This window comes from Metabacillus sp. KUDC1714, from assembly GCF_014217835.1.
In the GTDB taxonomy this organism is placed as follows: Bacteria; Bacillota; Bacilli; order Bacillales; family Bacillaceae; genus Metabacillus; species Metabacillus rhizosphaerae.
Genome location: NZ_CP055263.1, coordinates 2,431,580 through 2,455,651, shown reverse-complemented (window position 1 = coordinate 2,455,651; position 24,072 = coordinate 2,431,580). Strand labels below are relative to the sequence as shown.

20 protein-coding genes are annotated in these 24,072 nt (G+C 35.3%); 9 read left to right on the top strand and 11 right to left on the bottom strand.

Translation table 11 applies throughout. The features are described from left to right. Positions 1-433: 433 nt before the first annotated feature. The 3 genes from HUW50_RS11615 to HUW50_RS11605 form a co-directional block, all read right to left on the bottom strand. Positions 434-2,254, bottom strand: coding sequence for an ABC transporter ATP-binding protein (locus HUW50_RS11615; protein WP_185653925.1), 1,821 nt, complete (start codon positions 2,252-2,254; stop codon positions 434-436). Further along, positions 2,235-3,965 carry an ABC transporter ATP-binding protein gene (locus tag HUW50_RS11610; RefSeq protein WP_066328135.1) on the bottom strand — a complete coding sequence of 577 codons (1,731 nt, stop codon included), beginning with the start codon at positions 3,963-3,965 and terminating at the stop codon, positions 2,235-2,237. The genes HUW50_RS11615 and HUW50_RS11610 overlap by 20 nt, the downstream gene beginning before the upstream one ends. A gap of 248 nt (positions 3,966-4,213) precedes the next feature. Further along, positions 4,214-5,071, bottom strand: coding sequence for an aldose epimerase family protein (locus HUW50_RS11605; RefSeq protein ID WP_066328127.1), 858 nt, complete (start codon positions 5,069-5,071; stop codon positions 4,214-4,216). Positions 5,072-5,335: 264 nt separating this feature from the next. On the opposite strand from HUW50_RS11605, the gene HUW50_RS11600 reads away from it, so the two are divergent. The 9 genes from HUW50_RS11600 to HUW50_RS11560 all read left to right on the top strand — a co-directional run bounded on the left by HUW50_RS11600 (position 5,336) and on the right by HUW50_RS11560 (position 14,487). Beyond that, complete coding sequence (locus HUW50_RS11600; protein ID WP_066328123.1) at positions 5,336-5,644, top strand: PadR family transcriptional regulator; 309 nt, start codon at positions 5,336-5,338, stop codon at positions 5,642-5,644. Positions 5,645-5,657: 13 nt separating this feature from the next. After that, positions 5,658-6,851 (top strand): chromate transporter, encoded by a 1,194-nt coding sequence (locus HUW50_RS11595; protein WP_066328113.1) that lies wholly within the window; start codon positions 5,658-5,660, stop codon positions 6,849-6,851. A gap of 306 nt (positions 6,852-7,157) precedes the next feature. Further along, positions 7,158-8,201: an ABC transporter substrate-binding protein gene (locus tag HUW50_RS11590; protein ID WP_185653924.1), complete on the top strand. Its 1,044-nt coding sequence runs from the start codon at positions 7,158-7,160 to the stop codon at positions 8,199-8,201. Positions 8,202-8,221: 20 nt separating this feature from the next. Continuing rightward, entirely contained in the window at positions 8,222-9,949 is a 1,728-nt protein-coding gene (locus tag HUW50_RS11585) for an ABC transporter permease (protein ID WP_066328107.1), read from the top strand. Then, on the top strand, positions 9,933-11,006 hold the full coding sequence (locus HUW50_RS11580) for an ABC transporter ATP-binding protein (protein ID WP_185653923.1): 1,074 nt from the start codon (positions 9,933-9,935) through the stop codon (positions 11,004-11,006). The genes HUW50_RS11585 and HUW50_RS11580 overlap by 17 nt, the downstream gene beginning before the upstream one ends. Positions 11,007-11,224: 218 nt before the next feature. Continuing rightward, a complete protein-coding gene (locus tag HUW50_RS11575) occupies positions 11,225-12,466 on the top strand; it encodes an MFS transporter (protein ID WP_066328094.1) in 1,242 nt (413 codons plus the stop codon). A gap of 100 nt (positions 12,467-12,566) precedes the next feature. Continuing rightward, positions 12,567-13,760 carry a 3D domain-containing protein gene (locus tag HUW50_RS11570; RefSeq protein WP_066328086.1) on the top strand — a complete coding sequence of 398 codons (1,194 nt, stop codon included), beginning with the start codon at positions 12,567-12,569 and terminating at the stop codon, positions 13,758-13,760. A 348-nt stretch (positions 13,761-14,108) separates the two neighbouring features. Further along, complete coding sequence (locus tag HUW50_RS11565; RefSeq protein ID WP_157094306.1) at positions 14,109-14,333, top strand: hypothetical protein; 225 nt, start codon at positions 14,109-14,111, stop codon at positions 14,331-14,333. A 16-nt stretch (positions 14,334-14,349) separates the two neighbouring features. Further along, entirely contained in the window at positions 14,350-14,487 is a 138-nt protein-coding gene (locus HUW50_RS11560; protein WP_157094305.1) for a hypothetical protein, read from the top strand. 383 nt (positions 14,488-14,870) lie between these two features. On the opposite strand, the gene HUW50_RS11555 is transcribed toward HUW50_RS11560, so the two are convergent. From HUW50_RS11555 to HUW50_RS11520, 8 genes are all read right to left on the bottom strand, one after another. Continuing rightward, positions 14,871-16,067 (bottom strand): ATP-binding protein, encoded by a 1,197-nt coding sequence (locus HUW50_RS11555; protein WP_066328082.1) that lies wholly within the window; start codon positions 16,065-16,067, stop codon positions 14,871-14,873. 207 nt (positions 16,068-16,274) lie between these two features. Continuing rightward, entirely contained in the window at positions 16,275-16,961 is a 687-nt protein-coding gene (locus HUW50_RS11550; RefSeq protein WP_066328075.1) for a Na-translocating system protein MpsC family protein, read from the bottom strand. Between the two features lie 255 nt (positions 16,962-17,216). Then, entirely contained in the window at positions 17,217-17,903 is a 687-nt protein-coding gene (locus HUW50_RS11545; RefSeq protein ID WP_066328073.1) for a Na-translocating system protein MpsC family protein, read from the bottom strand. Positions 17,904-18,306: 403 nt separating this feature from the next. Continuing rightward, complete coding sequence (locus tag HUW50_RS11540) at positions 18,307-19,281, bottom strand: carbohydrate kinase family protein (protein WP_066328466.1); 975 nt, start codon at positions 19,279-19,281, stop codon at positions 18,307-18,309. Positions 19,282-19,506: 225 nt separating this feature from the next. Continuing rightward, a complete protein-coding gene (locus HUW50_RS11535) occupies positions 19,507-20,868 on the bottom strand; it encodes an aspartate kinase (RefSeq protein WP_066328067.1) in 1,362 nt (453 codons plus the stop codon). 533 nt (positions 20,869-21,401) lie between these two features. After that, positions 21,402-22,124, bottom strand: coding sequence for an amino acid ABC transporter ATP-binding protein (locus HUW50_RS11530; RefSeq protein WP_066328065.1), 723 nt, complete (start codon positions 22,122-22,124; stop codon positions 21,402-21,404). Then, positions 22,121-22,777 (bottom strand): amino acid ABC transporter permease, encoded by a 657-nt coding sequence (locus tag HUW50_RS11525; RefSeq protein WP_066328057.1) that lies wholly within the window; start codon positions 22,775-22,777, stop codon positions 22,121-22,123. The genes HUW50_RS11530 and HUW50_RS11525 overlap by 4 nt, the downstream gene beginning before the upstream one ends. A 233-nt stretch (positions 22,778-23,010) precedes the next feature. After that, entirely contained in the window at positions 23,011-23,832 is an 822-nt protein-coding gene (locus tag HUW50_RS11520; protein ID WP_066328051.1) for a basic amino acid ABC transporter substrate-binding protein, read from the bottom strand. Positions 23,833-24,072 lie beyond the last annotated feature (240 nt).

Genomic DNA, 24,072 nt, shown 5'->3' with positions numbered 1-24,072 from the left:
AGAAATTAAATATGAGAAGGTACCATCGGAATGCAGTATCTGTCATAATAAAAACCATAAAAAAACAAGAGAGTTACGCATGTAAGTCACCTATTCCTTTTTTATGGTTTCTCATATTCACAGCCTAGTATAATTCCCCTTTTCTTCACTGCCTTATCTTACTAATGGAATATAAAGCCTGTATAAACATTATGTATATATTTGTTAATAATTTGTTTTAAATTGTAAATTTTTGTCCCATTGAAGTTAGGTAGATAAAGTGAAACATCATTTCAGTGAGGTTTTTTCGGGTGGCAATCTTACGTCCGTTAAAAATGGGATAAAAAAGGCAGTGAAATCTATTAAGATTACCACTGCCTAACTTTAAACTATTCAAATTTCACCAATTCATTTAAGATAGCGATTTTGAGTAATAACGGGTTTAGGAACCAATCTACAGTCTATTTTGAAGCTCAAAATAAAATCCTCTCTGCCGCAAAAGTTCCTTATGTGTCCCACTCTCAATAATCCTTCCATCTTTTAAAACAAGAATTTTATCCGCTTTTTGGATTGTGTTTAGACGATGTGCAATCACAAAGGTCGTCCTACCTGACATTAAACGAGTCAATGCCTCTTGAATTCGTAATTCCGTAACTGTATCTATACTACTTGTCGCCTCATCTAAGATTAATATTTTAGGGTCAGCAAGCATAGCTCTAGCAATTGCTAGGAGCTGCTTTTGTCCGTGACTAATTCCATTTCCATCATAGCTAATCATAGATTGGTATTGATGTGGCAGCTTGCGAATAAATGAATCAGCATTTGCTAGCCTAGCCGCTTCTTCCACTTCCTCATCTGTTGCATCTAGTCTTCCATAGCGAATATTTTCTAGAATTGAACCTCTAAAAAGAAATGTATCCTGTAACACAAAGGCCATTTGCTTTCTAAGACCATCACGGCGAATTTGATTAATATCAATTCCATCAACAGTAATCACTCCAGTATCAGCATCATAGAATCGTGATAAAAGATTGATTAATGTTGTTTTCCCAGCACCAGTTGGCCCAACTAAGGCAATCGTTTCACCTGGAGATGCCTTTATACTAACATGCTCTACAGTTTGTTTGTCCTCTTTCTCTTCATATGAAAAGGAGACATCTGAAAAAACAACCTCTCCTTTTATAGAAGGAAGCTGATTAGAATCAATTTTTGCATCTCTTTCTACCTTCTCATCGAGGATATCAAACACCCTCTCCGCACCGGCAATCGCAGAAAGAAGGGTATTAAATTGGTTAGCAAGGTCATTTAATGGACGAGTAAATTGTCTAGCATATTCAGCAAAGATTACGATGACCCCAATTGTTACCATACCATTAAGCGCCAACACCCCACCTATCCCCGCAATCAAGGCAAAGCTTAGATTGTTTAACATGTTCATAACCTTTGGAATAAAGCCTGATATTGTTTGTGCCCAAAAGCCTGATTGTTTAAGAGTGTTACTCTTCTCAATAAAACTAGCAATCACTTTTTCCTCTTGAGAGTATGCTTTAATCATTTTTTGTCCTGAGATGATTTCTTCAATATAACCGTTAAGTTCCCCTAAGTTTTTCTGTTGTTGCTTAAATAGTGTACCTGTTCGTTTTGTAATCCACTTCATCCCAAGGACCATTAATGGAACAATAAGCAAAGTAATCAAAGTTAATAATGGACTTAGCAAAATCATGACCGAAACTGTACCTATTAACGTTAATATACTTGAGAAGACCTGAATAACAGAGCTATTTAACGTAGAGCTAACATTTTCAATATCATTTGTCACACGGCTCATTAATTCACCATGCTGTCTTTTATCGAAATAGGAAATCGGAAGCATATGTAGATGCTGAAACAAATCTTTCCTCATTTGATTTACTGTGTACTGTGAAATGCCAATCATCCAGAAATTTTGCAAAAACAATGATAGTGAATGAAAAGCAAAGACGACAATAAGGCCACCTAACAAAAAGATGATACCTTCGCTTTCCCGAGTAACAATATATTCATCAATCGTTGTTCCGATTAGATACGGACCAAGTAAACCTAGACCTGAACTTGCCACTACCATGAATAGTACAAATGTAAATTGAGCTCGTTTTGCAGATAAATACGCCCATAATCTACGTAATGTTTTGAAACCACTTTTAACATTTACCTTTTGTTTTTGCTTAGTTTTAACATTTGTTTCTTGGACTGCTATTCTTTCATATTTAAATGGGCTAGTTAGTTGCTTTAACATCGGTTAGTTCCTCCATCATCTGAGAGTGATAGATCTTTTGATAAAGAGATGATGTTTTTATTAATTCTTCATGACTACCTTCTGCAATCAAAACACCATCGTCTAATAGCAGAATTTTATCTGCTTCCCTTGCAGAACTAACTTTCTGCGTAATTAAAAATATCGTACAAGAATAATCACGTAACGCCGTTAACAGCTTTATTTCTGTTTTTACATCTAATGCACTTGTACTGTCATCTAATAAAAGTAGCTTAGGCTTTCGAACTAATGCTCTTGCAACAGACATTCGTTGCTTTTGTCCTCCTGATAGATTTACTCCTTTTTGTCCTATCCTAGTCTCATATTTAGCAGGTAGTTTTTCAATCGTTTCATGAATCTGTGCTGCTTGAGCCGCTTCGATTATTTCTACGAAGGACGCATGCTCCTTCCCCCACGCAACGTTTTCCTTTACTGAACCGGTAAACAGGACAGCTTCTTGAGGAACAAGGCCGATTTGCCCTCGCAGGTTCTGCATATTAATAGAATCAATAGAGATATCATCAATATAGACTCTCCCTGAATCTACTTCATAAAGCCGTGGTAACAGCTGAAAAAGTGATGATTTACCAGAACCTGTCCCCCCCATTACAGCAATTGTTTCTCCTGCATTTGCAGTAAATGAAATATCCTTTAGAACAACTTGATCTGTACCTGGGTATGTAAATGAAACATGTTCAAAGGTTACTTTACCATGTTTGAACTCGTGTACATTTTCATGACTTTCAATATCAATCTTAGTCTCTAAAACCTCTGAAATCCGCGATGCTGAGGCATGAGAGCGCGAAAGAAACATAATAATAAATGAGAACATCGACAAGGCTGAAGTTATTCTAAGCCCATAATTTACAATCGCAACTACTTCTCCTACCTGAACATTGCCGTTTACAACTTGTGCTCTCCCAGTCCACAATATAAAAAGAATCGCGATATTCATGATGAACAATAAAATAGGCATTGACGTTTCAATCATCCGTAAAGCAGTAACCGTGGAATCTCTTAATGAATTAGTAGCAAGTGAAAATCTTTTTATTTCATGCTCTCTTCTGACATAGGCTTTAACTAATCTCATCCCAATTAAATTTTCGCGTAAAACATCATTTACATTATCTAACATTGATTGTACTTTATTAAATACATGGCTACCCCTTTTCATAATCCAAATAAGCATCATTATAACTACAGGAATAACAAAAGCAAAAACACTTGCTAATACTGGGTTTACGAAAAACGACATAATCACCGATCCAATAACAAGGAGAGGTGCTCTCAACATGATTCTTAGCCCCATAAATAACGTGTTTTGTAGCTGGGTTATATCATTTGTCATCCGTGTAATAAGAGAGGCTGCTGGAAAACGGCTTAAATTTTCAAATGTGAATTGTTGTACCTTAACAAAAATTTGCTTTCTAATATCAAACCCAAAGCTTTGACTTACATGTGCAGCATAAAATGAATTGATCATTCCTGAAGCAAATGCAAAAAGTGAAATCCCAATCATTACTCCGCCCCAACGTATGACAACGGATAGATCCTCTTGAAGTATACCTTCATCAATAATTTTCGCCATTAAAAGTGGATGAAGGAGTTCAACCGCTAATTCAGTAAGCATTAATAAAAGTGCGATTGACATTGATATTCGATATGGTTTAAGAAATGAGCTAAACTTTAACATATGAGTCCTCCAAGCTATTAGTTGCAGAAAAATAGTATATAAGTAAGGGCTTTCATTTTAGTGATCACATCATAAAGTTCCATTATATTAATAGTTTTCTATGTTAATAGTTTACCAGTAAATGAATTGAATGCCGAGCAGAATGCTTGGTTTCTAAAAGCATCCGCTTTTAATCCATATGTTATTTGGCTTTAAATTATTAAAGCTGTAATCGTCCACTTTTCAAGAAACGATAACAGCTTATAATCTTATATAGATATACTTACCTTCGTATGAATCGTTTTTCCAGGGTGAATCATTGTTAATTCATCTTTTTTATTTAGTTCATCGGTTTTCGCCATCCATGGCTCGACACAGACAAATCCTTGACCTTCTTCTGACCAGAGAACAATATAAGGAAATTCCTCATCATAATTCATCGATACTAATTTATCTATTTCTTCCAGTGGAAAACGAATCGACCTGATATCACTTTTTAATACATATGATTCCTTTTGGTCAATGCTGATAACTCCCTCTATTCTCTTCTTCTGCATGTCATTATAATCAAGATAATCACTTGCATCAGTTTCAAACTTAAGCTGTTTATTCTCAGTTTTAAAATAAGGATGGAAGCCAGCATAAATCGGCATATCTTTTGTAGATTTATTTAGATAAGTTTGATCAATAATTAACTCATTTTCTCGTAATATGTATGTAAATACCAACTCGAACTCGAATGGATAGACTGTTTTCGTCTCATCATTACTTTCAAGCTTTATTTTTATTAAAGCCTCTTCCTCGTAAGTATTTATTTCAACAACTTCCCAAGGCAAGTCACGAGCAAAACCATGGTTTTTCATTGTATAAGTTTTACCGTCCCACTCATATTGCCCATTTGTAAGTTGACCAGAAATCGGGAATAGAATCGGGATACCACCTCTAATGTTTTTATCTACATTATGTAATGTTTCCTCATTGATAAATAGTAACTCTTCACTATGAATCCCTAGACTCGTAATGATTCCTCCTCGCTCAGGAACCACTTTTAACCATGAAGAATTTTCTTCACTGCGAAGTTCTATAAATGTCAGATTTCCTTCTTTGTACTCTTTCTTTATATACATTTCGTTCCTACTCCTTGTCACTTTATCATTTGATTTACGTTTAACTATACAGTTATTTGTTTTCCTTATCTAGTTTGGATAAAAGATTGATTCCTATCCTTGATTGAGATATATAAAATAAGTACAACCTATAACTTGCTTTATTAAAGTTTTGTAAATTTCCTTCTCTTTGCTATGATAATAGATTTTCAACTGGTATAATTTCAATCGAAACACATTATCGGTTTCCGATATTGGATTTCGATATTAAAAGAAGGTGAGCTAATGGAAGATAAAGTATTACGAAAGCTGTTTCTCGGATTTATTCATATCCACATCCTTCATCATGCGAGGGAACATCCAATCTTCGGGTTATGGATGCTTGAAGAATTAAAGGAACACGGTTATAACATAAGCGCTGGCACTCTCTATCCTATTCTCCACACTATGGAGTCAGATGGTCTTTTAGTAAGAGAAGATAAAAATGTAGAGGGGAAAATTAGAAAGTATTATTCCACAACTGCAAAAGGAAATACAGTGTTAGTAGAAGCTAGGAAAAAAGCCTATGAACTATTCAAGGAAATAAAAGAGTAAAAGGAGCTCAAAAATGAACCAGAAAAATACAACTTTAAAAACACTTTTTGAAATACTTATTGTTTCTTCAAGACTTGGCTTCACATCGTTCGGTGGACCAATTGCTCACTTAGGGTATTTTCATGAAGAATATATTCGTAGAAGGAAATGGATGGATGAAAAAAGCTATGCAGACTTAGTTGCTCTATGTCAATTCTTACCTGGTCCAGCAAGTAGCCAGGTCGGGATCGGAATCGGAGTCATGCGGGCTGGAGTTCTAGGTGGCATCATTTCTTTTATTGGATTTACACTCCCTTCAGTTCTTGCACTTATTATCTTTGCACTCGTTTTACAAGGGTTTAATATTAGTGATGCTGGTTGGCTACACGGACTAAAGCTGGTTGCAGTCGCAGTTGTTGCCCATGCTATTTTAGGTATGTCCCAAAAATTGACTCCAGACTTAAAAAGAAAAGCAATTGCTTTATTTGCACTAGTGGCAACGCTGCTTTGGCAAACAGCCTATATTCAAGTAGCAGTTATTTTAATAGCTGCAATTATCGGATTTTCCCTTTATAAACATCATAAAAGTGAAGAAGAATCGACCATAAGTTTTCCAGTTTCTCGTCGCTTTGCAATAATCTGCTTAATCTTATTTTTTGGATTATTGATTCTACTACCTATCTTAAGTGAAATGACTTCAGTTAGTTGGATCGCAATGTTTGATAGCTTTTATCGTTCTGGTGCATTAGTATTCGGTGGAGGACATGTTGTTTTACCTTTGCTTGAGAGAGAATTTGTTCCAACTGGGTGGTTAAGCGAGGAAGCCTTTCTGACTGGCTATGGTGCTACCCAAGCAGTCCCTGGTCCATTATTTACATTTGCTGCGTATATTGGCGCAGTTATAAATGGCTGGCAAGGCGGATTATTAGCTACACTAGCAATATTCTTACCAGCATTTCTGCTTATTTTAGGTACATTACCTTTTTGGACAATTTTAAGTAAGAACCCTGCAATGAAGGGAGCATTAATGGGCGTAAATGCAGCAGTTGTAGGGATCTTAATTGCAGCATTTTATCACCCTATATGGACAAGCTCAATTTTAGATCCAATCGATTTTGCTTTTGCTGCAATTTTGTTCAGCATGCTTGTTTTTTGGAAGCTTCCACCTTGGGTAATTGTAGCATCTGGTGCTGTTGGTGGTTGGCTGCTTTCATTCATTAATATGTAATTTGGTTGCTCAGATGATTAATCGAAAATATCAACTTCCGATAGACTGTCTTTTATTGGTATTTACTAATAAAGACAGTCTTTTTTTAGTATTTTCAAACCCTCTCAACTAATACCTTTGCAAATTATGATTATATTTACATTTATTTAACAAAACAAGAACCTTGCCTTTACCTAGTCTTAATAATAAATCAATAGACTAGTAACTACAGGAGGTAAGTAGCAAAAGTAAATGTACATACCCTTTCCATTTTTTACTATTCAAGATCAAAACTGAAACTTCACCATTTCTAGGAGGGAACTAAACATGATCACAATCAAAAAAACATTCAGCTTTGTAATCATTTTTTTATTTTTAGTAGCTTGTAGTAGTAATGATTCAGAACCAACAGGGGCTGAAGAAGGAACTGAAAACAACGAGCAAACAGCAATTGAAGGAGATTTATCTTTTTATACTTCACAGCCTGACGAAGATGCTCAAAAACTTGTAGATGCCTTTAAAGGAAAATTCCCTGATGTAAATGTAGAGATTTTCCGCTCTGGCACTGAAGAAGTAATAAGTAAAATCCAAGCAGAAAATCAAGCTGGTGAAGTACAAGCTGATGTTCTATTAGTAGCAGATGCTGTAACATTTGAGAATTTAAAAAGCGAAGACCTATTGTTATCTTATAAATCCGAAGAAACAAGTGAGATTCCAGAAACTTTTGTAGATAAAGATGGAATGTATACAGGAACAAAAGTTATGGCAACGGTTTTAGCGGTAAATACAGAAAAGGTTACAGACTTACCAGATTCATGGAATGTTTTAACTACTGAAGAAGCTAAGGGACAAAGTATTATGCCTAGCCCATTATACTCTGGTGCTGCTGCTTATAACCTAGGTGTTTTTACTAGGAATGACGAATTCAATTGGGATTTTTATGAGAAATTAAGAGAAAATGAAGTAATGATAACAGAAGGAAACGGTGCTGTTCAACAAGCTGTAGCAGCTGGAGAAAAATCATATGGAATGGTTGTTGACTTTATTATCGCTCGTGCAAAAGCTGAAGGATCACCAATCGATCTTATTTACCCTAAAGAAGGTGTACCGGTTATTACTGAACCTATTGCAATTATGAAAAATACTAGTAATGAAGCTGCTGCGAAGGCATTCGTAGACTTCGTACTTTCTGAAGAAGGGCAAAAACTAGCAGCAGAAATAGGCTATACACCTATTCGTAAAGGGGTAGATGCTCCTGAAGGACTTAAATCGATTGAAGAAATGGACGTTTTAGAAGCAGAATTATCCGATTTATATCAAGCACGTGAAACAGATAAAGAAGAGTTCAACAGCATGTTTGGTGATCAATAGAATGAAATGAGGCGTCAAGAATGGTTCGTTCAGCAACAAATACGGGGAATCGTCTTTTTATGTATTCCCCTTCTTTTTTGAAAATAATTGGTTTTATTGTCGTTATACTTATCTTTTTCATCCCAATTGTTAGGCTAATATTTTTAAGCTTCACATCTGAAGGCGGCTTGAGCTTAGAACACTATTATGAGGTTTTACATAGTCCTGTGACATGGAGAACACTCTTTAATACCCTTATAATCGTTACCGGATCTACGATTCTTTCAGTTATACTAGGTTTGCTAACAGCCTGGTTGGTCGCTTATACAAATATCCAAAATAAAAAGCTATTGCAGGCTTTTATTTTTTTACCCTTTGTCATTCCATCCTACATAACAACATTAGCCTGGACGCAATTTATGGGGGTCAATGGACCAGTAGCTTTACTACTAAATAGCCTTCCTGGCAACTTAGAACCTATGAATTTATATAGTCTTACAGGAATAATTCTAGTAATGGGATTTTCTCATTACCCTTTAGTGTATTTACTAACAATTAGTGTACTCAGAAAAATCCCAAGAGAACTTGAGATGGCAGCTAAAGTTTCTGGTGGTTCGAGATTCACTTCATTTCGAAAAGTCACGATGCCACTAGCACTTCCAGGGATTGCAAGTGGTGGGTTATTAGCCTTTCTTGCAAGCCTTGATAACTTTGGAATCCCCGCTTTTTTAGGAATTCCCGCTAATATCCGTGTTCTAAGCACCTATATTTATGAACAAATCATTGGATTCGGCCCATCAGCTTTTGCAAAAGGAGCTACACTTTCTGTTATTTTAGGGATTTTCGCGATCATCGGAACGCTTATTCAATGGCTGCTGCTTAGACGTTCAAAGCAATTTGAAACATCCAGAGAAGACCATGAACCTCGCATCATTCTATCTACGAAAAAAAGAGTAATAATTGAAAGTGGGTTATGGTTTTTCTTAATTTCAACAAGTCTTGTCCCTCTTTTATCTATGACTTCTACATCATTAATAAAAGCATACGGATTAGACTTTTCATTACAAAATATTAGTTTTAAACATTATGAATTTATTCTATTTTCTAGCACCAAATCACAAGAAGCTATTCAAAACAGCCTAAAACTTGCGTCAATTATCACACTAGTAGGCTTATTCATTGGTACATTTATTGCCTATTTACGTGTTAGACAGCCTTCCTTTTTCAATAAAACGATAGAAGGTATGATTAGTATTCCATATGCACTTCCTGGGACTGTTTTGGCATTAGCTATGATCTTCACATGGTTAGAACCTTTACCTGGCTGGAATCCTGGTATATATGGGTCAATTTGGATTATGTATATCGCTTATTTCACTAGATTTCTCATTCTGCAAATTAGAGGAAGTGTAACATCTCTTTTACAGATCGATGTATCAATGGAAGATGCAGCAATGACAAGTGGAGCTTCTTCTTATATTAAGTGGAGGAAGATTCTAATTCCACTCATATTACCAGGTGTATTAAGTGGGGCATTTCTTGTATTTCTGACTGCCTTAACTGAACTTACTGTATCGTCTCTATTATGGTCTAGTGGTTCAGAAACAATTGGCCTCGTGATTTTTAATTTTGAACAGGCCGGATACACAACACATTCAACCGCCTTTTCGACGATTATTTTATTACTTATCCTCGTAGGATTTTTAGCTATTTTCCTCATTCAAAAGCTTTGGGAAAGAAAGGTGTTTCATAATGGCAACAGAGATTAAAAATATAACTAAGTTTTTCGGGAAAACACAAGCATTAAAAACAATAAATTTATCGATTAAAGATGGTGAATTTATCGCAATACTCGGACCCTCTGGATGTGGAAAAACAACATTACTTAAACTTTTGGCAGGATTTGATTCACCAACTGATGGGATTATTATGATTGATCATCAAAATGTAAGTGAGAAAAACAATTCAACACCTCCAGAGAAACGTAATATTGGTATGGTATTCCAGTCCTTTGCATTATGGCCGCATATGACCGTGAAGGATCATATAAAATTCCCTTTGCTTCACCATCAATTTTTAGCAAACGATCTAAAAAACAACATTGAAAAGAGAATTGATGAGGTATTAAACATTGTTGAGCTACAAACTTATGCAAATAGAATGCCACATGAATTATCAGGTGGTCAAAAACAGCGGGTTGCATTAGCAAGAGCAATTGCTCCAAAACCAGCCCTGCTTCTAATGGATGAGCCTTTAAGCAGTTTAGATGCAGAATTAAGAATGGAAATGAGAAGAGAAATCCAAAGTCTCCATAGAATGACTGGAGCCACAATTGTTTATGTGACACATGATCAAGAAGAAGCCCTTGCGATGGCAGATCGAATTGTTGTCATGAACAATGGACAAATTCAACAAGTAGGTACTCCTAGAGAAATTTACCGTAAACCGAATACTGAATTTGTTGCCAAATTTGTAGGCAAAGCAAACCTTATTCATGGAAAATGGTTGAATGAGGTTACATTCAAGCCTTATTCAGTTTCGATCCAATCAAACTGGATGAATATTGAAGTTTCATCAGATTTAAGAGCTAAAAATCTTTGTCCAATTAGGCCAGAGCAATTCTCTTTATCCTATACAGGTGAAGGAATTGAAGGAGAAATTATGAACGTACAATTTCAGGGTAAGGAAATCCATTATACTGTAAATATTGGTTCTGACCTCATCGCCATTCATGAAGATTCTCAAAATAAACCTTTTTATATTGGTGATACGGTCTATGTTAACCTTAACCAGAAAAATAATGCCCCCTCCCTAATCACTATTTAACCTTAGATAGAGCTTGTAGACCTGTTAAAAAAGACAGATTTACAAGCTCTTTTCTCCCTTAAAAACAAAAAGAGATCGATCTATAAACATTAATTTCCCCTTTTAATCTAATATTCTCATAATTCACTTGAATTTTTTCCTGCTAATGACAATAATATGACTATTAGAGTATTTCGAGGATCGAAACAACTATTTACTACGAGGGAGAAGAATATACTATGTCAACTGCTTCTATTCCAAAGCAACCTGCACCCTATCAAAAAGATACAGGAACTGTCTATAATATATTATTCATTATTGGCCTCTGTCATCTTTTAAACGATAGCATCCAATCGGTTATTCCTGCAATGTTTCCAATTTTAGAAAAATCAATGGGCCTTACCTTTACCCAGCTTGGTCTGATCGGATTTGCGCTAAATATGGTATCCTCTGTCATGCAACCAGTTGTAGGACTGTATACTGATAAACGTCCAATGCCATACGCTCTTCCGATTGGATTAACATGCAGTATGCTCGGTGTTTTAGGATTGGCATTTGCACCATCCTTTTTAACAATCCTGCTTTCCGTTGTATTTATTGGTTTAGGGTCAGCGGTTTTTCACCCAGAGGGTTCGCGAGTGGCCTATATGGCTGCAGGCAAACGACGCGGCTTGGCACAATCCATTTACCAGGTTGGCGGTAACAGTGGTCAGGCACTTGCCCCGATTATTACGGCATTAATTCTTGTACCACTTGGTCAATTTGGTGCGATCTGGTTTACGATTGTAGCAGCACTTGCAGTTGCATTTTTGATTTATATCGCAAACTGGTATTCTAGCAAATTAAATTATATAAAACCTACTACTAAATCAAAGCCAAAAGCCCAAATGAAAAATCAATCATTTTCTAAAGCGATTAGGAATGCACTATTAATCATTATTTTTCTTATTTTTGCTCGTTCTTGGTATGTAAGTGCTATTTCAAACTTTTATACATTTTATGCAATCGAAAAATATGACTTAACAATTGCCGGATCACAAGTTTATATTTTTTGCTTTTTATTAATGGGTGCCGTCGGTACATTTTTTGGTGGACCTTTAGCTGATAAATTCGGGAAACGAAACGTTATTATTGTTTCCTTACTTGCAACAGCACCACTCACTTTATTATTACCATTTGTCGGTTCTACTATATCTCTTATTGTCTTAGCACTAATTGGATTAATTTTAATGTCAAGCTTTTCGGTAACAGTTGTTTACGCTCAAGAACTTGTTCCTGGAAAGATTGGTACAATGTCAGGTCTAACAGTAGGGCTAGCCTTTGGTATGGGAGCAATTGGCTCGGTTGCGTTAGGAGCTATGATTGATTTTATCGGCTTAACACCTACTATGATTGGTGTCGCGCTATTACCTTTAATTGGAATTCTTGCATTTTTATTACCAACAGATAGAAAATTATACGAGTGGCAACAAGAGAAATAATAGAATAATAGGAAAAAATTTCCGGAAAATTTAATCTATTTGTAACCTACACAACCCCCTTTCTATGTTATAACTAGTAAGACGAGAAAGGGGTTGCTTTATGCGAGCTTTAAAGCGAACGCTTGCCACACTTGGTATCCTTCTATTATCTTTACCTATTTCTTATGTGGCAAACGCAGAATCTACTAAAGACACTTTACATAGTGCTGAAGAACAGCTAGAGCAGAATCAACAAACCATTCTTCAAAAGGAAAAAGAACAGCAAGCTGTTCATGAAGAAGTTAAAAGCATTCAAGAAAATGTACAAGCTTTAGAAAGTGAAATTTCACAAAATCAACAAAGCTTAATACAAGTTGAAGGTAAAATTAATGAAATTCAACAAATCATCCAACAAAAAAAAGAAGAGATTGTGCTCTTACAGGACAAGGTGTATGCGCGTGAAGGAATTATGGAAAAGCGACTAGTCGCTCTCCAACACCACGACCATACAACAATTGTGATTGAAACACTTATCAACTCTGAAAATATCGGAAATTTCTTTGAACGTATTGGCGCAGTTACTACACTATTAAATGCCGATAAAAAAATATTAGCTGAACAAGAAGCTGACTTAAAGCAAATTGAGGAAGATAAACAAGAAATCGATAAACAAGAACAACTCCTTATTAGTCAGCAAGCAGACCTTGAAACCCAAAAGGCAAACCTTGAAGAAAATCGTGTGAAAAGAAATCAAGCACTAGTTGCGATGCAGGATAAATATACAAAGCTAGCATCTGAAATTAGTCTTGCCGAACAGAAAAAAAATAATATCCAATCACAAATAAAAACGATTCAATCTCAGATTGAAAAAGAGGAAGCTGCTGCAAAAGCAAGAGCAATTGAGCTTGCTAAAGCTAAAAAAGCGAAAGAAGAAGCTGCTGCTGTAGAAGTAGCTGTTGCACCTCCTCCTTCAACTAAAAATAAATCAACTTCTACTTCTAACAAAAGTGAAACACCTAAGACAAATAATAAAGAAATGTACGTTACTGCAACAGCCTATAGCCACGAGGATACCAAAAGCGATCTAACCTATTTAGGTTATAATATTAAAAAGAATCCTAACATGAAGCTTATTGCTGTTGACCCTGGTGTAATTCCACTTGGATCAAAAGTTTGGGTAGAAGGTTATGGCACTGCTATTGCTGGTGATACTGGTGGTGCAATTATTGGCCATAAAATCGATGTATTAATGCCTTCAAGCGCACGCGCAAAGCAATGGGGACGTAAAACAGTAAAAATTATTATCTTAGATTAAATTCACAGATGTTCAAATAAAGAGTATATGTAACGAAAGGATAGATAAACCAGATTACATCTGGCTTATCTATCCTTTTGTTGTTTAGGAACAAAAGCGCAAGCGCCTTGAACAGCCTCAGGCAAATAAGATGATTTAGAATAGAAGGCGTTCTTTGCCTTCAATTCTAAATTAGCTAGACCCTAGAGGGGCTAGGCGCTGGAGCTGGATGTCGTGCGTTTATCCACAGTTCAAGAATTTTATAATTTTTTTAAAACGATAAAAAACAAGTTTGCAATTTTTTACCTAGGAATAGTTTTTGACCATATACGTTATCTTAAGAGTATCCAGTTAAAAGGAGATGAAATCATGGATAGAAGAAACCTACATTCTGAGGTAACACCTCATCCTGATGGTGAAAAGGAATCAATCATTAATGATCCTTTATCTACTGCTGGTTCGCAGATTGGAATAAAACTTGATGCTGATCCAGAGTTTACTCAAGAAAAGAACCCGTTTGATCATCAATTTAAACCGAATCCAACTATGGCTCCATTCGAAAAGCTAATGAGCGGTAAAAAAGTGGAAGAATAAAGTGAGGTGATGATGAATGTCAGATTGGAATGAACAAGCTGCACCTAATAACAATTTACCAGCTAAAAGTATTCGTTCCTCAAAAATGCTATTAAGTAGGCAGAATACTTTTAAAGGCAGATCATTAAAAAATTCTTCTGAAAACAAAAGATAACTTCAAAAAAAGGCTGACTCACTATGACAATAAAGGTTTCCGATTTGAGGTGCTTTTATGAAATTTCAAATCGAAACGACAGTCGTTTTGACATAGCTAAGGGTATATAAAAAAGCAAAACTCGCCGCTGTATTAGCGAGTTTTCTTTAATTTAGTTTTCTGGATCTTTAATCAACTAAAGCACCGCGTTGGTTGAACAAGCGACCTTCTTTTCTATCGCAAATAATGTTCATACCTTTCATTAATTAAGGATTTGCATGTTTACCGCACTTTATTCTCCAGCTCTTGCACCAGTTAATTGAAGAAGGAAAACAACTTTTTCAATATACCAGCACCCGAAAACAGAACCCTTTAACTATGATCATCAGCCTCTATCATTTTGTTTAAACTGGTAAAACAATATCAATTACGGTTCCTTTCCCAACTTCACTTGAAATACTCATCTTACCTTTGTGATTTTCGATAATATTGAAACTAATCATAAGCCCCAACCCTGTTCCATTTTCCTTCGTTGAATAAAATCGTTTACCCAATCGCTCAAGTTCTTCCTCTGGAATCCCGTTCCCTTCGTCAATAAAAGAGATGTGAACATCATTATTTAACCTCTTAACCTTTATGTACATTTTTCCTTCTATTTGCATTGCTTCAATTCCATTTTTCAAAATATTAATAAACACTTGCTTTAATTTATTCTCTTCACAGCTAATATTTAACTGTTGCACTTCATCATCGATCTCAGTTATGATCTCAATGTTGTATAAGATTGCCTGTGTATTAACAATTGTTACGACAGTCTTTATTAACGATAAAAGATGACTGGGTTGAAAAACCATCTCCTTAGGCTTGGACAAAAGCAGCAATTCTCCTACAATTAAATTAATTCGATTAATTTCTGACAGCATGATATTATTGTATATCTCTCTATTTTCCTTTGTACCTATAGAAAGCTGTAAAAAACCTTTTAAGCTTGTTAAGGGATTTCGAATTTCGTGAGCAATACCTGCAGCAAGCTCCCCAAGAACTGAAAGCTGTTCAGAATGCTGGAGCTTCTTCTCACTTTCAATATATTCACTAATATCCTTTATTACATAGCATATTCTTCCATCCAGTTCATTAGTGCGGTCACCGCTAAGGAGTTCTATATCGAGTACTCTGCCATTCATGCAATTTATTTTCCCTTTTATACTTAACTGAGCATGTTGAAAATCTTGGACATGTAAAGATTTATGCCCTCTTTCTCGAAACGTTATAAACTCATTAACAGCTCTTCCAATTAATTCATTTTTATTTTTTGCACCAATCATTAATACTGTAGCTGTATTTAAATCTAGAAGTTTCTCATTGTCTGTTATTATGACAGGCAATGGGATATCATCTATGATCACTTTCTGTGCGGTCTTAGACCTTTGTCTATTTATATCAAGAATAAGAACCAATTGTATAACCATGATAATGACAATCAAGATTGCAATAGAAATTCGGATTTGAAGTAATAAACCTACTATACCTATCAATCCAGTCAAGCAAGTTGAAAAAATCAGAAACTTATTTTGATCCTGAAGCAATTTTCCTAATAGCATAAAGTACCTCCTAGGTTCGTCTAATTAAGAACATGACTTACTATATAAAATATGCGATCTTTGCTTGCTTCGAGATGGGATCGAAGGCTTGGTCCTCCTCTCTAGACGATTAATTATTTTTAATAAAAAAGGCCTAACCTCTGATTAATGTCAGAGGCTAGGCCATATGTGACTTTCATCATTTAAAAAATGACTTATTCACATTATTTACCTATTATGTATAATAAAGCCCATTAAGGATTTATCTTCTTTAAGATTCCAATCAATAAAAATATCAACAACACTTTGTTTAAACATTTCATCAAATCTACCCTCACGATGAAAATACTTCTTTTCAAGTTCATCCTTTGCCAATCTAAGTTCTTCATCAAATCCTTTCGCAATGAGAGCCTTTTCGATTGGAACTAAGATTCCTTTTCTCTCTACTAGTAGAATCTGTCTAGATATAGGATAAAGAATGATTCGATCAGGTATCTTTTGAACAAGGGCACTGAGTCTAGAAATCTCGGCTTCAAACACATTAGTGTCTAGCTGGATGTGTTCATTTTCTTGATTTATTGGATTATTTAAGACGAACATTAAGATCCCTGAATTATTCGGGATATTCCAATCGTGGTAGAAATCGCAAACTTCTGATTGAATCGTTACTTGAATGACACCCTTTAATTCTTCTAATACAGACTTAATAATAGCAATTCTAATTAGATCTATCATATCATTTTTACCTTGGCTTAATAAAACTTCTTCCATCGGCGACAGAAATCCACGGATATAGATCACTAAATGATTTTGGTTTACTGTAGCCTGACACGATTGAGGTCCTCTTCCGAACTTTTGCCTTAGCAATTTGCTCGTGTACCCGCTAATATAACTTAATTGGTCCTGAATTTGCATAGAAACACTTCTTTCAAATACGGGAACTGAAAATAATTAATGCCTATAAAACATTAACCTTGTTTATGGTATCACAGGAACTTATTTACAGTAAAGTGATATATGTCCCTATTTTACGTCAATTTATGCCGTTTCCCTTTTTATAGTAAGTGTTTCTATAACTTAGTTTTTTTATAATGTTTTTAAAGAAAATTTTTTCATCCAAAAACAATCACCTTTGAACTATCATTACTAGTCTTGATGATATAGCATTTGTCATTTCACATAAAAAATGATTGTACCGCGATCATGTTCATAGTCCATTATGGTAAAGATATCTTCAATAGAAGCATTTAAACATGTTTCAAACAAGCGTTTGTTTTTTCTATAAGTCTTTTTAACCTCATTACTCCAATCAATCAGTAAATCAACGTACCCTTTCGTATAGAGGACATGTTCAATTCGCGACTTAAAACCGGAGTATTCTATATAATAGATTGAAGGTGTGGCATTCACAATATTTATTTGATCTGGCAGCTTATGTACCTCTGAACATATTTTTTGAATTTCACTATACATTTGATCACATTTTAGAGTAAATTTGTTTAAATTAAGTGTCGAATCCTTTTCTAATAACAAGATTCCAGTATTATTATAAAAATCCCAATCATGCTGTATTGAAGTAAAAACAATCCCCAATACTTTCTTTATTTCATCCTTTATCTCGTCAAAAATTGATTCGAAAACTACTGAACGTGTTTTATAAGCTAAGTGAAGTTCATTCTTTTTAAATAAAACCTCTTCAGCTGGTGTAATAAAATGCTTCATATAAATAAACATTTTATCGTTTGTGAGTGATGTAAAGCAGGTTGCTGGTCCCTTACCGAAATTTCTTTTTAAAACCTTACTAATATAACTGTTTAAATATGTGATATCCTCATGATTGTTCCTTGTTTTTATCATATATCCAATTCCCCCAATCCTATCAACCAGAATACAGGACACAATTCTAAGTGCATTTTAGCCTTTAGATAGCTTCCTAAGAAAGCAAAAATGGCCTAACCTCAAAAGATGAAGTTAGGCCACGGATAGACTTATTTTAATTCTTCCATTTACCAATGTATTATTTGATTTTTATAGTTACATAGATATTGAATGTCCTATTATTGTATAAATAGATTGATTAGCAAAAATTAATGACTGCTAGACATTAATCGACATTATTCTATCACATTCTACTATTGAAAACAAATGTCAGTTTTGTTAATGGAAGCTATCAATTAGGGCATTTAAGAATGTTAATCCAAACCTAACATTTTAAATCTCATCTTATTAATACCCTTTTAAAAAAACACGAAACTTAAATTTATGAGTTACTTTTAATTAATTGAAAAATTTCTTCCTTTGTTGGCAAAGCAGAGATGGCTCCCTTACCAGTTGTCGTTAAAGCACCACTTGCATTAGCATAGGAAAGAATATCCTGATTTTCTTCCTGTAAGATTGTACTTAATCGAGACACAGTTGCATTTTTCTCTAATAATTTATATAAAAAACCTCCGATAAATGCATCACCTGCTCCTGTTGTATCTTGTACAGAAACACGATAGCCAGATGAACAATAGCGTTCTCCATTGACATAAAGATCTGCACCTTCAGAGCCTCTAGTAAAAATAACTCCTTTTACATCTCCCACAAATAATGATTGAATGGCTTCTGTTTCATCATTCAATCCCGTAATAAACGCTAACTCTTCATCTGAAATTTTTATAATATGTGCCTCAGGGATAAACTGAAGAATCGTTTTACGACAATCTTCTGGATCCTCCCATAATGGTAACCGGACATTTGGATCAAAGCTAATGATTGCACCTTTTTCTTTGGCGGAACGAATAGCCTTTATGTGAGCTTGCTTCATAGGGCTTTCTACTAAATCAACCGAACAAAAGTGAAGAATATCTCCAGCATCAAACCAGTTCGAGTCAATCTCATCCTCATTTAAGAGTAAGTCTGCAGAAGGCTTTCGATAAAAGGAAAAGTCCCTTTCCCCGTCCTCTTTCAATGAAACAAAAGCTAATGCAGTGTTTGCTTCGTTTGTTCTGAGTACATGTTCAGTGTTTACGCCAACATTGTTTAATGTCTCTACTAAAAAATCACCAAAGCCATCGACACCAAGCTTTGTAATCATTGAAGCTTTTCCTCCAGCCTTTGCTACTGCTGCTGCAACATTTGCAGGTGCCCCACCTGGTGCTCGTTCAAACGAAACCACATCTTTTAACGCCTTACCTTTTTGTGCCGGAATAAAATCTATTAGCACTTCTCCAATCGAAAATAACTTTGCCATTACCATTCACCTCTCCTTTATTAATCCCATTTTTCAGCAATGAAGTTGCACTACCCCCATTCAGCCTCAACAAGTGACATCCCGTCAATAAACAAGTCTTGTACTGTTAATAGGTTGTTGATCCCCAATCAGAAAACCACCAGCAACAATCGTATTCATGAAAATAAAGACGCAGGGTAACAAAACCAAGCGTCTTAACTTCAACTTTATATCATTTTAGTCTTTTTACACTGGAACAGCTACAAAAAACTCATTATAAAGTGCTTGTACAGCACGTTTTTCCTGAGGCTCTTTAACTCCAAACATCATACTTACCTCTGAAGAGCCTTGGTTGATCATTTCTATGTTTACGCCTGCATCTGCAAGTGCTTTGGAAGCTCGAGCTGTTGTACCTACATTATGGCGCATTCCTTCTCCAACGACCATAATAAGTGCTAAGTTATGCTCAATAATGACTTCATCTGCTTGTAATTCTGTCATAATCCGTTCAATTATTGATTCTTCAATCCTGTTATCCATTTGATTTTGTCTTAAAATAACAGTTATGTCATCAATTCCAGAAGGTACATGCTCATACGTCAAACCATTATCCTCTAAAATTTGTAGGAGTTTTCGACCAAAGCCGATTTCTCTATTCATTAAGTATTTGCTTACATAAATACTGCAAAAGCCTTCGTCACTAGCAATTCCAATGACAGGACCGTTCGAATTTGCGCGTTCATTTACAATTAGTGTTCCTGGAGCAGATGGGTTATTTGTATTTTTTACATTCACTGGGATTCCGGCACGGAATGCTGGTATTAGGGCTTCATCATGAAAAACTGAAAAACCAGCGTAGGAAAGCTCACGCATTTCGCGATACGTTAGTTCACGGATTTCCTTTGGATTCTGCACAATCGTAGGATTTACTGAGTAAACAGCGTCTACATCTGTAAAGTTTTCATATAAATCAGCTTTAATTCCATTAGCAAGAATTGAACCCGTAATATCAGATCCGCTCCGTGAGAAAGTTAAAACTTCTCCACTTTTACTGTAGCCAAAAAACCCTGGAAAGACGATAATTCCTGATCGGTCACGTAGCTTATATAATTTCTCATATGATTCAGGTAAGACTTGTGCGTTACCTGGTTCATCAGATACTAACAAACCAGCTTCCTTTGGACTAACATACTGTGCGTCTACACCGCTATGCTGAAAATAAGCAGCAATGAGCTTTGCGTTATTATCCTCACCACTTGCCTTTACTGCATCTAAATAGCTTTCTGGTTTGCTTTTATCACCATTAAGTAAATTCTTTAAATCACTTGAAATCGTCTCAACAACTTCTAAAGAAATCCCTAATTCCTTAGCAATACTTGCATATCTATCAATGATGACTTCAAAAACTTCCCCAGCCTCTTCATTTGCTAAGTGCTTCCCCGCACATTCTATTAATAAATCTGTTACTTTAATATCATCTGAATAACGTTTCCCTGGAGCAGAGACAACGACTACCTTTCTTTCCGGGTCTGATACAACGATTTGTAAAACCTTTTTAAGTTGTTCTCCAGATGCTAAAGAAGAACCCCCAAACTTTACGACCTTCATTTCCACAACTCCTACTATTTAAAATTTTCAGTCAAATTTTAGTTTTTATTATCTCTTGTTTTCACTAAATAATCAAGGGTTTTCTTCCAGAGAAACACATTTGTATTTTTATAAAGGACATTAGAAAAGCGCAAGCGCCTTGATCAGACTAAGGCAGGCATAAAACGCTCAGGAATAGAAGACGTTCTTTGTCTTCAATTCCTGATTGGCTTATGACCCCGAGGGGCTAGGCGCTGGAGCTAGACACCAAAACTGAGTAAGAGAAGTTATAAATTCTGATATTAGAACAAATTGGAGACTAACCACTATAGTCTCCTTTTTCCTCTTTTAAGTATGTGCTATCTCCTTATAATAATAAGTAAAAATTCGAATTAGAAAAGCGCAAGCGCCTTGTTCAGCCTCAGGCAAATAAGGCGATTTGGAATAGAAGGTGTTCTTTGCCTTCAATTCCAAATTGACTTATGACCTCGAGGGGCTAGGCGCTGGAGCTAGACACCAAAACTAAGTACAAAATTTTATACTTTCTTATCTTTTTATAAAACCTTACTCAAAAAGGCTTTTGTTCTTTCTTGTTGCGGTTGATCAAATAACTGTTGTGGTTGATTTTCCTCTACAATATAACCACCATCCATAAAAATAACACGATCCCCCACTTCTTTTGCAAAACCCATTTCATGCGTGACGACCACCATTGTCATTCCCTCTCTAGCAAGCTGCTTCATAACCTCTAATACCTCACCGACCATTTCTGGGTCTAAAGCTGATGTTGGCTCATCAAATAACATGATTTTTGGTTCCATTGCCAAAGCTCTCGCGATGGCTACCCGTTGTTTTTGTCCGCCTGATAATGAATTAGGATAGGCATAGGCCTTTTCCTCTAATCCTACCTTACGAAGCAGTGATAAGCCCTTTTCCTTCGCTTGCTCTGCATTCAGTTTCTTCACTTTAATCGGGGCTAAAATAATATTTTCAAGAACAGTCTTATGTGGAAATAGATTAAATTGTTGAAAGACCATTCCAACATCCTCACGAATCTTATTTATATTTGTTTGTTTATCCGTAAGGTCGATTCCATTGATGATAACTTGACCACCTGTAATCGATTCAAGTAAATTAAGACAACGTAAAAACGTTGATTTTCCAGATCCAGAGGGTCCAATAACAACAACAACCTCTTGAGGTTTAATTTCTACATTGATATCCTTTAGGACTTCATTTGCTCCAAATGACTTTTTCAATTGTTTTACGGTTATCATTCAGTCTTCAGCCTTCTTTCAAGTAAATTAAGCAGGAAGCTTAGTGATAGAGTTAGTACTAAATAGATCAGTGCAACCGTAATATATGGCTCCCATACACGGTAATATTGACTTGACATTGCTCGTCCCCAATACATGATTTCTGGTGCCGCAACAACAGATATCAAAGATGAGTCTTTTATTAGAACGATAAACTCATTCCCAAATGGAGGAATCATACGTTTAATCGCTTGAGGTAAGATAACATGTGTCATTGCTTGAACATGATTCATCCCCAGTGAACGCGCTGCTTCCATCTGCCCTCGATCAATCGATTGAATTCCACCTCTAAAAATTTCAGCAATATAAGCTGCTGCGTTTAATGAAAGCGCGATAATCCCTGCAGCTATTCCATTTGTTTCACCAGTAAATAATGGCACCACACCAAAGTGGACAATTAAAATTTGAACAAATAATGGTGTTCCTCGAAAGAAAATAATGTACCATTTAAAAGGAAGCGCTAGCAATTTGTTATTCAGCATTTTACCAAGACCAATCCCAAGTCCAAGAACCATGCCTATAATAATCCCTGCAAGAGATAAACCTATCGTTAATAATGTCCCTTTAAGTAAAAACGGAGCATATTCAATAATAATATCAAAGCGAAAGTCCATTTAATCTCCTCCTCATACGAAAAGCAAAAGCACCTTGAATCAGCTCTGAAAAAATAAAACACTCATCAATTGAAGATGTCTTTACCATCAATTCATGAGTGGCTTATGACCCGGGTGAGCTAGGCGCTGGAGCTAAACACAAGAAATAATTTTCAAAAATCATCAATTCCTTACTTTAAGGAAAAAAATTGCGTAGCACCTTATTAAGGATGGTACGCAATTTATATTATCCTTTATTGCTGTGCCTTTAAGTTTTCAACATCTGGATCAGAACCAAACCATTCATTGTATATTTCTGTATATTTTCCATTATCTAATACTTGATTAATAGCCTCATCGAATTCTGCTTTCAATTTGCTTCCTTTAGGAAACATTAATCCGTAGTATTCTGCATCAAAACTATCTTCATCTTCAACAACAATTAATTTTTTGTCAGGATTATTTTTAACATATTCTTCAACTACAGTATTATCTGCAACAACTGCATCTGCTCCACCACTATTAAGCTCCATTATTGCTAGATTATTATTTTCAAATTTTTTAACTTTAGGATTATTCTCTCCTACAATACTATCAACAGCTTCTTGACCAGTTGTTCCTGTTTGAACAGCAATTACTTTGTCCTTTAAATCGGCCGCAGTCTTAATATCACTACCTTCAGGCACTAGAATTTTGTTTGTTGATAAGAAATATGGTACTGAAAAGTCATATGTTTGCTTACGGTCATCATTTATTGTTATTGCAGATAAACCTATATCTGCTATCTCATCTTTCACCTCTACGAATAATGGATCCCAACCTACATTTACTACTTCGACTTCATAACCAGCTTCTTTTGCAACAGCTTGAATAAAATCAATATCAAAGCCTACGACTTCTCCCTTATCTTGGTATTCAAATGGTGCATAATTTGCTTCTGTTGCAACTCTTAGTACCTTTTTCTCTTCTTTAGAATCGCTTCCCTCTCCACCTGAAGTCTCCTGACTTGTTCCACAAGCAGATAAAATCATCATAAATGCAAGTACCAATACAAATGTAAACAACCCTTTTTTCAAACTAATTTCCCCCTTTGTTATTATTGTAATTTAATAATTCAGAAAACTATAATTGCTATGTACCCTTACTCTGATTCATAGTAAACAACTTTTCATTTATTACATTTGTTATCACGTGTCATGATATAACATATGCTTGTATGAAGTATATCAGTATATGTATTTAAATACAATATAATGTATAAAAATCTTTTATTAGAATAGGGTTTATTTTCAATCTATTATTTAAAAACTTCAACT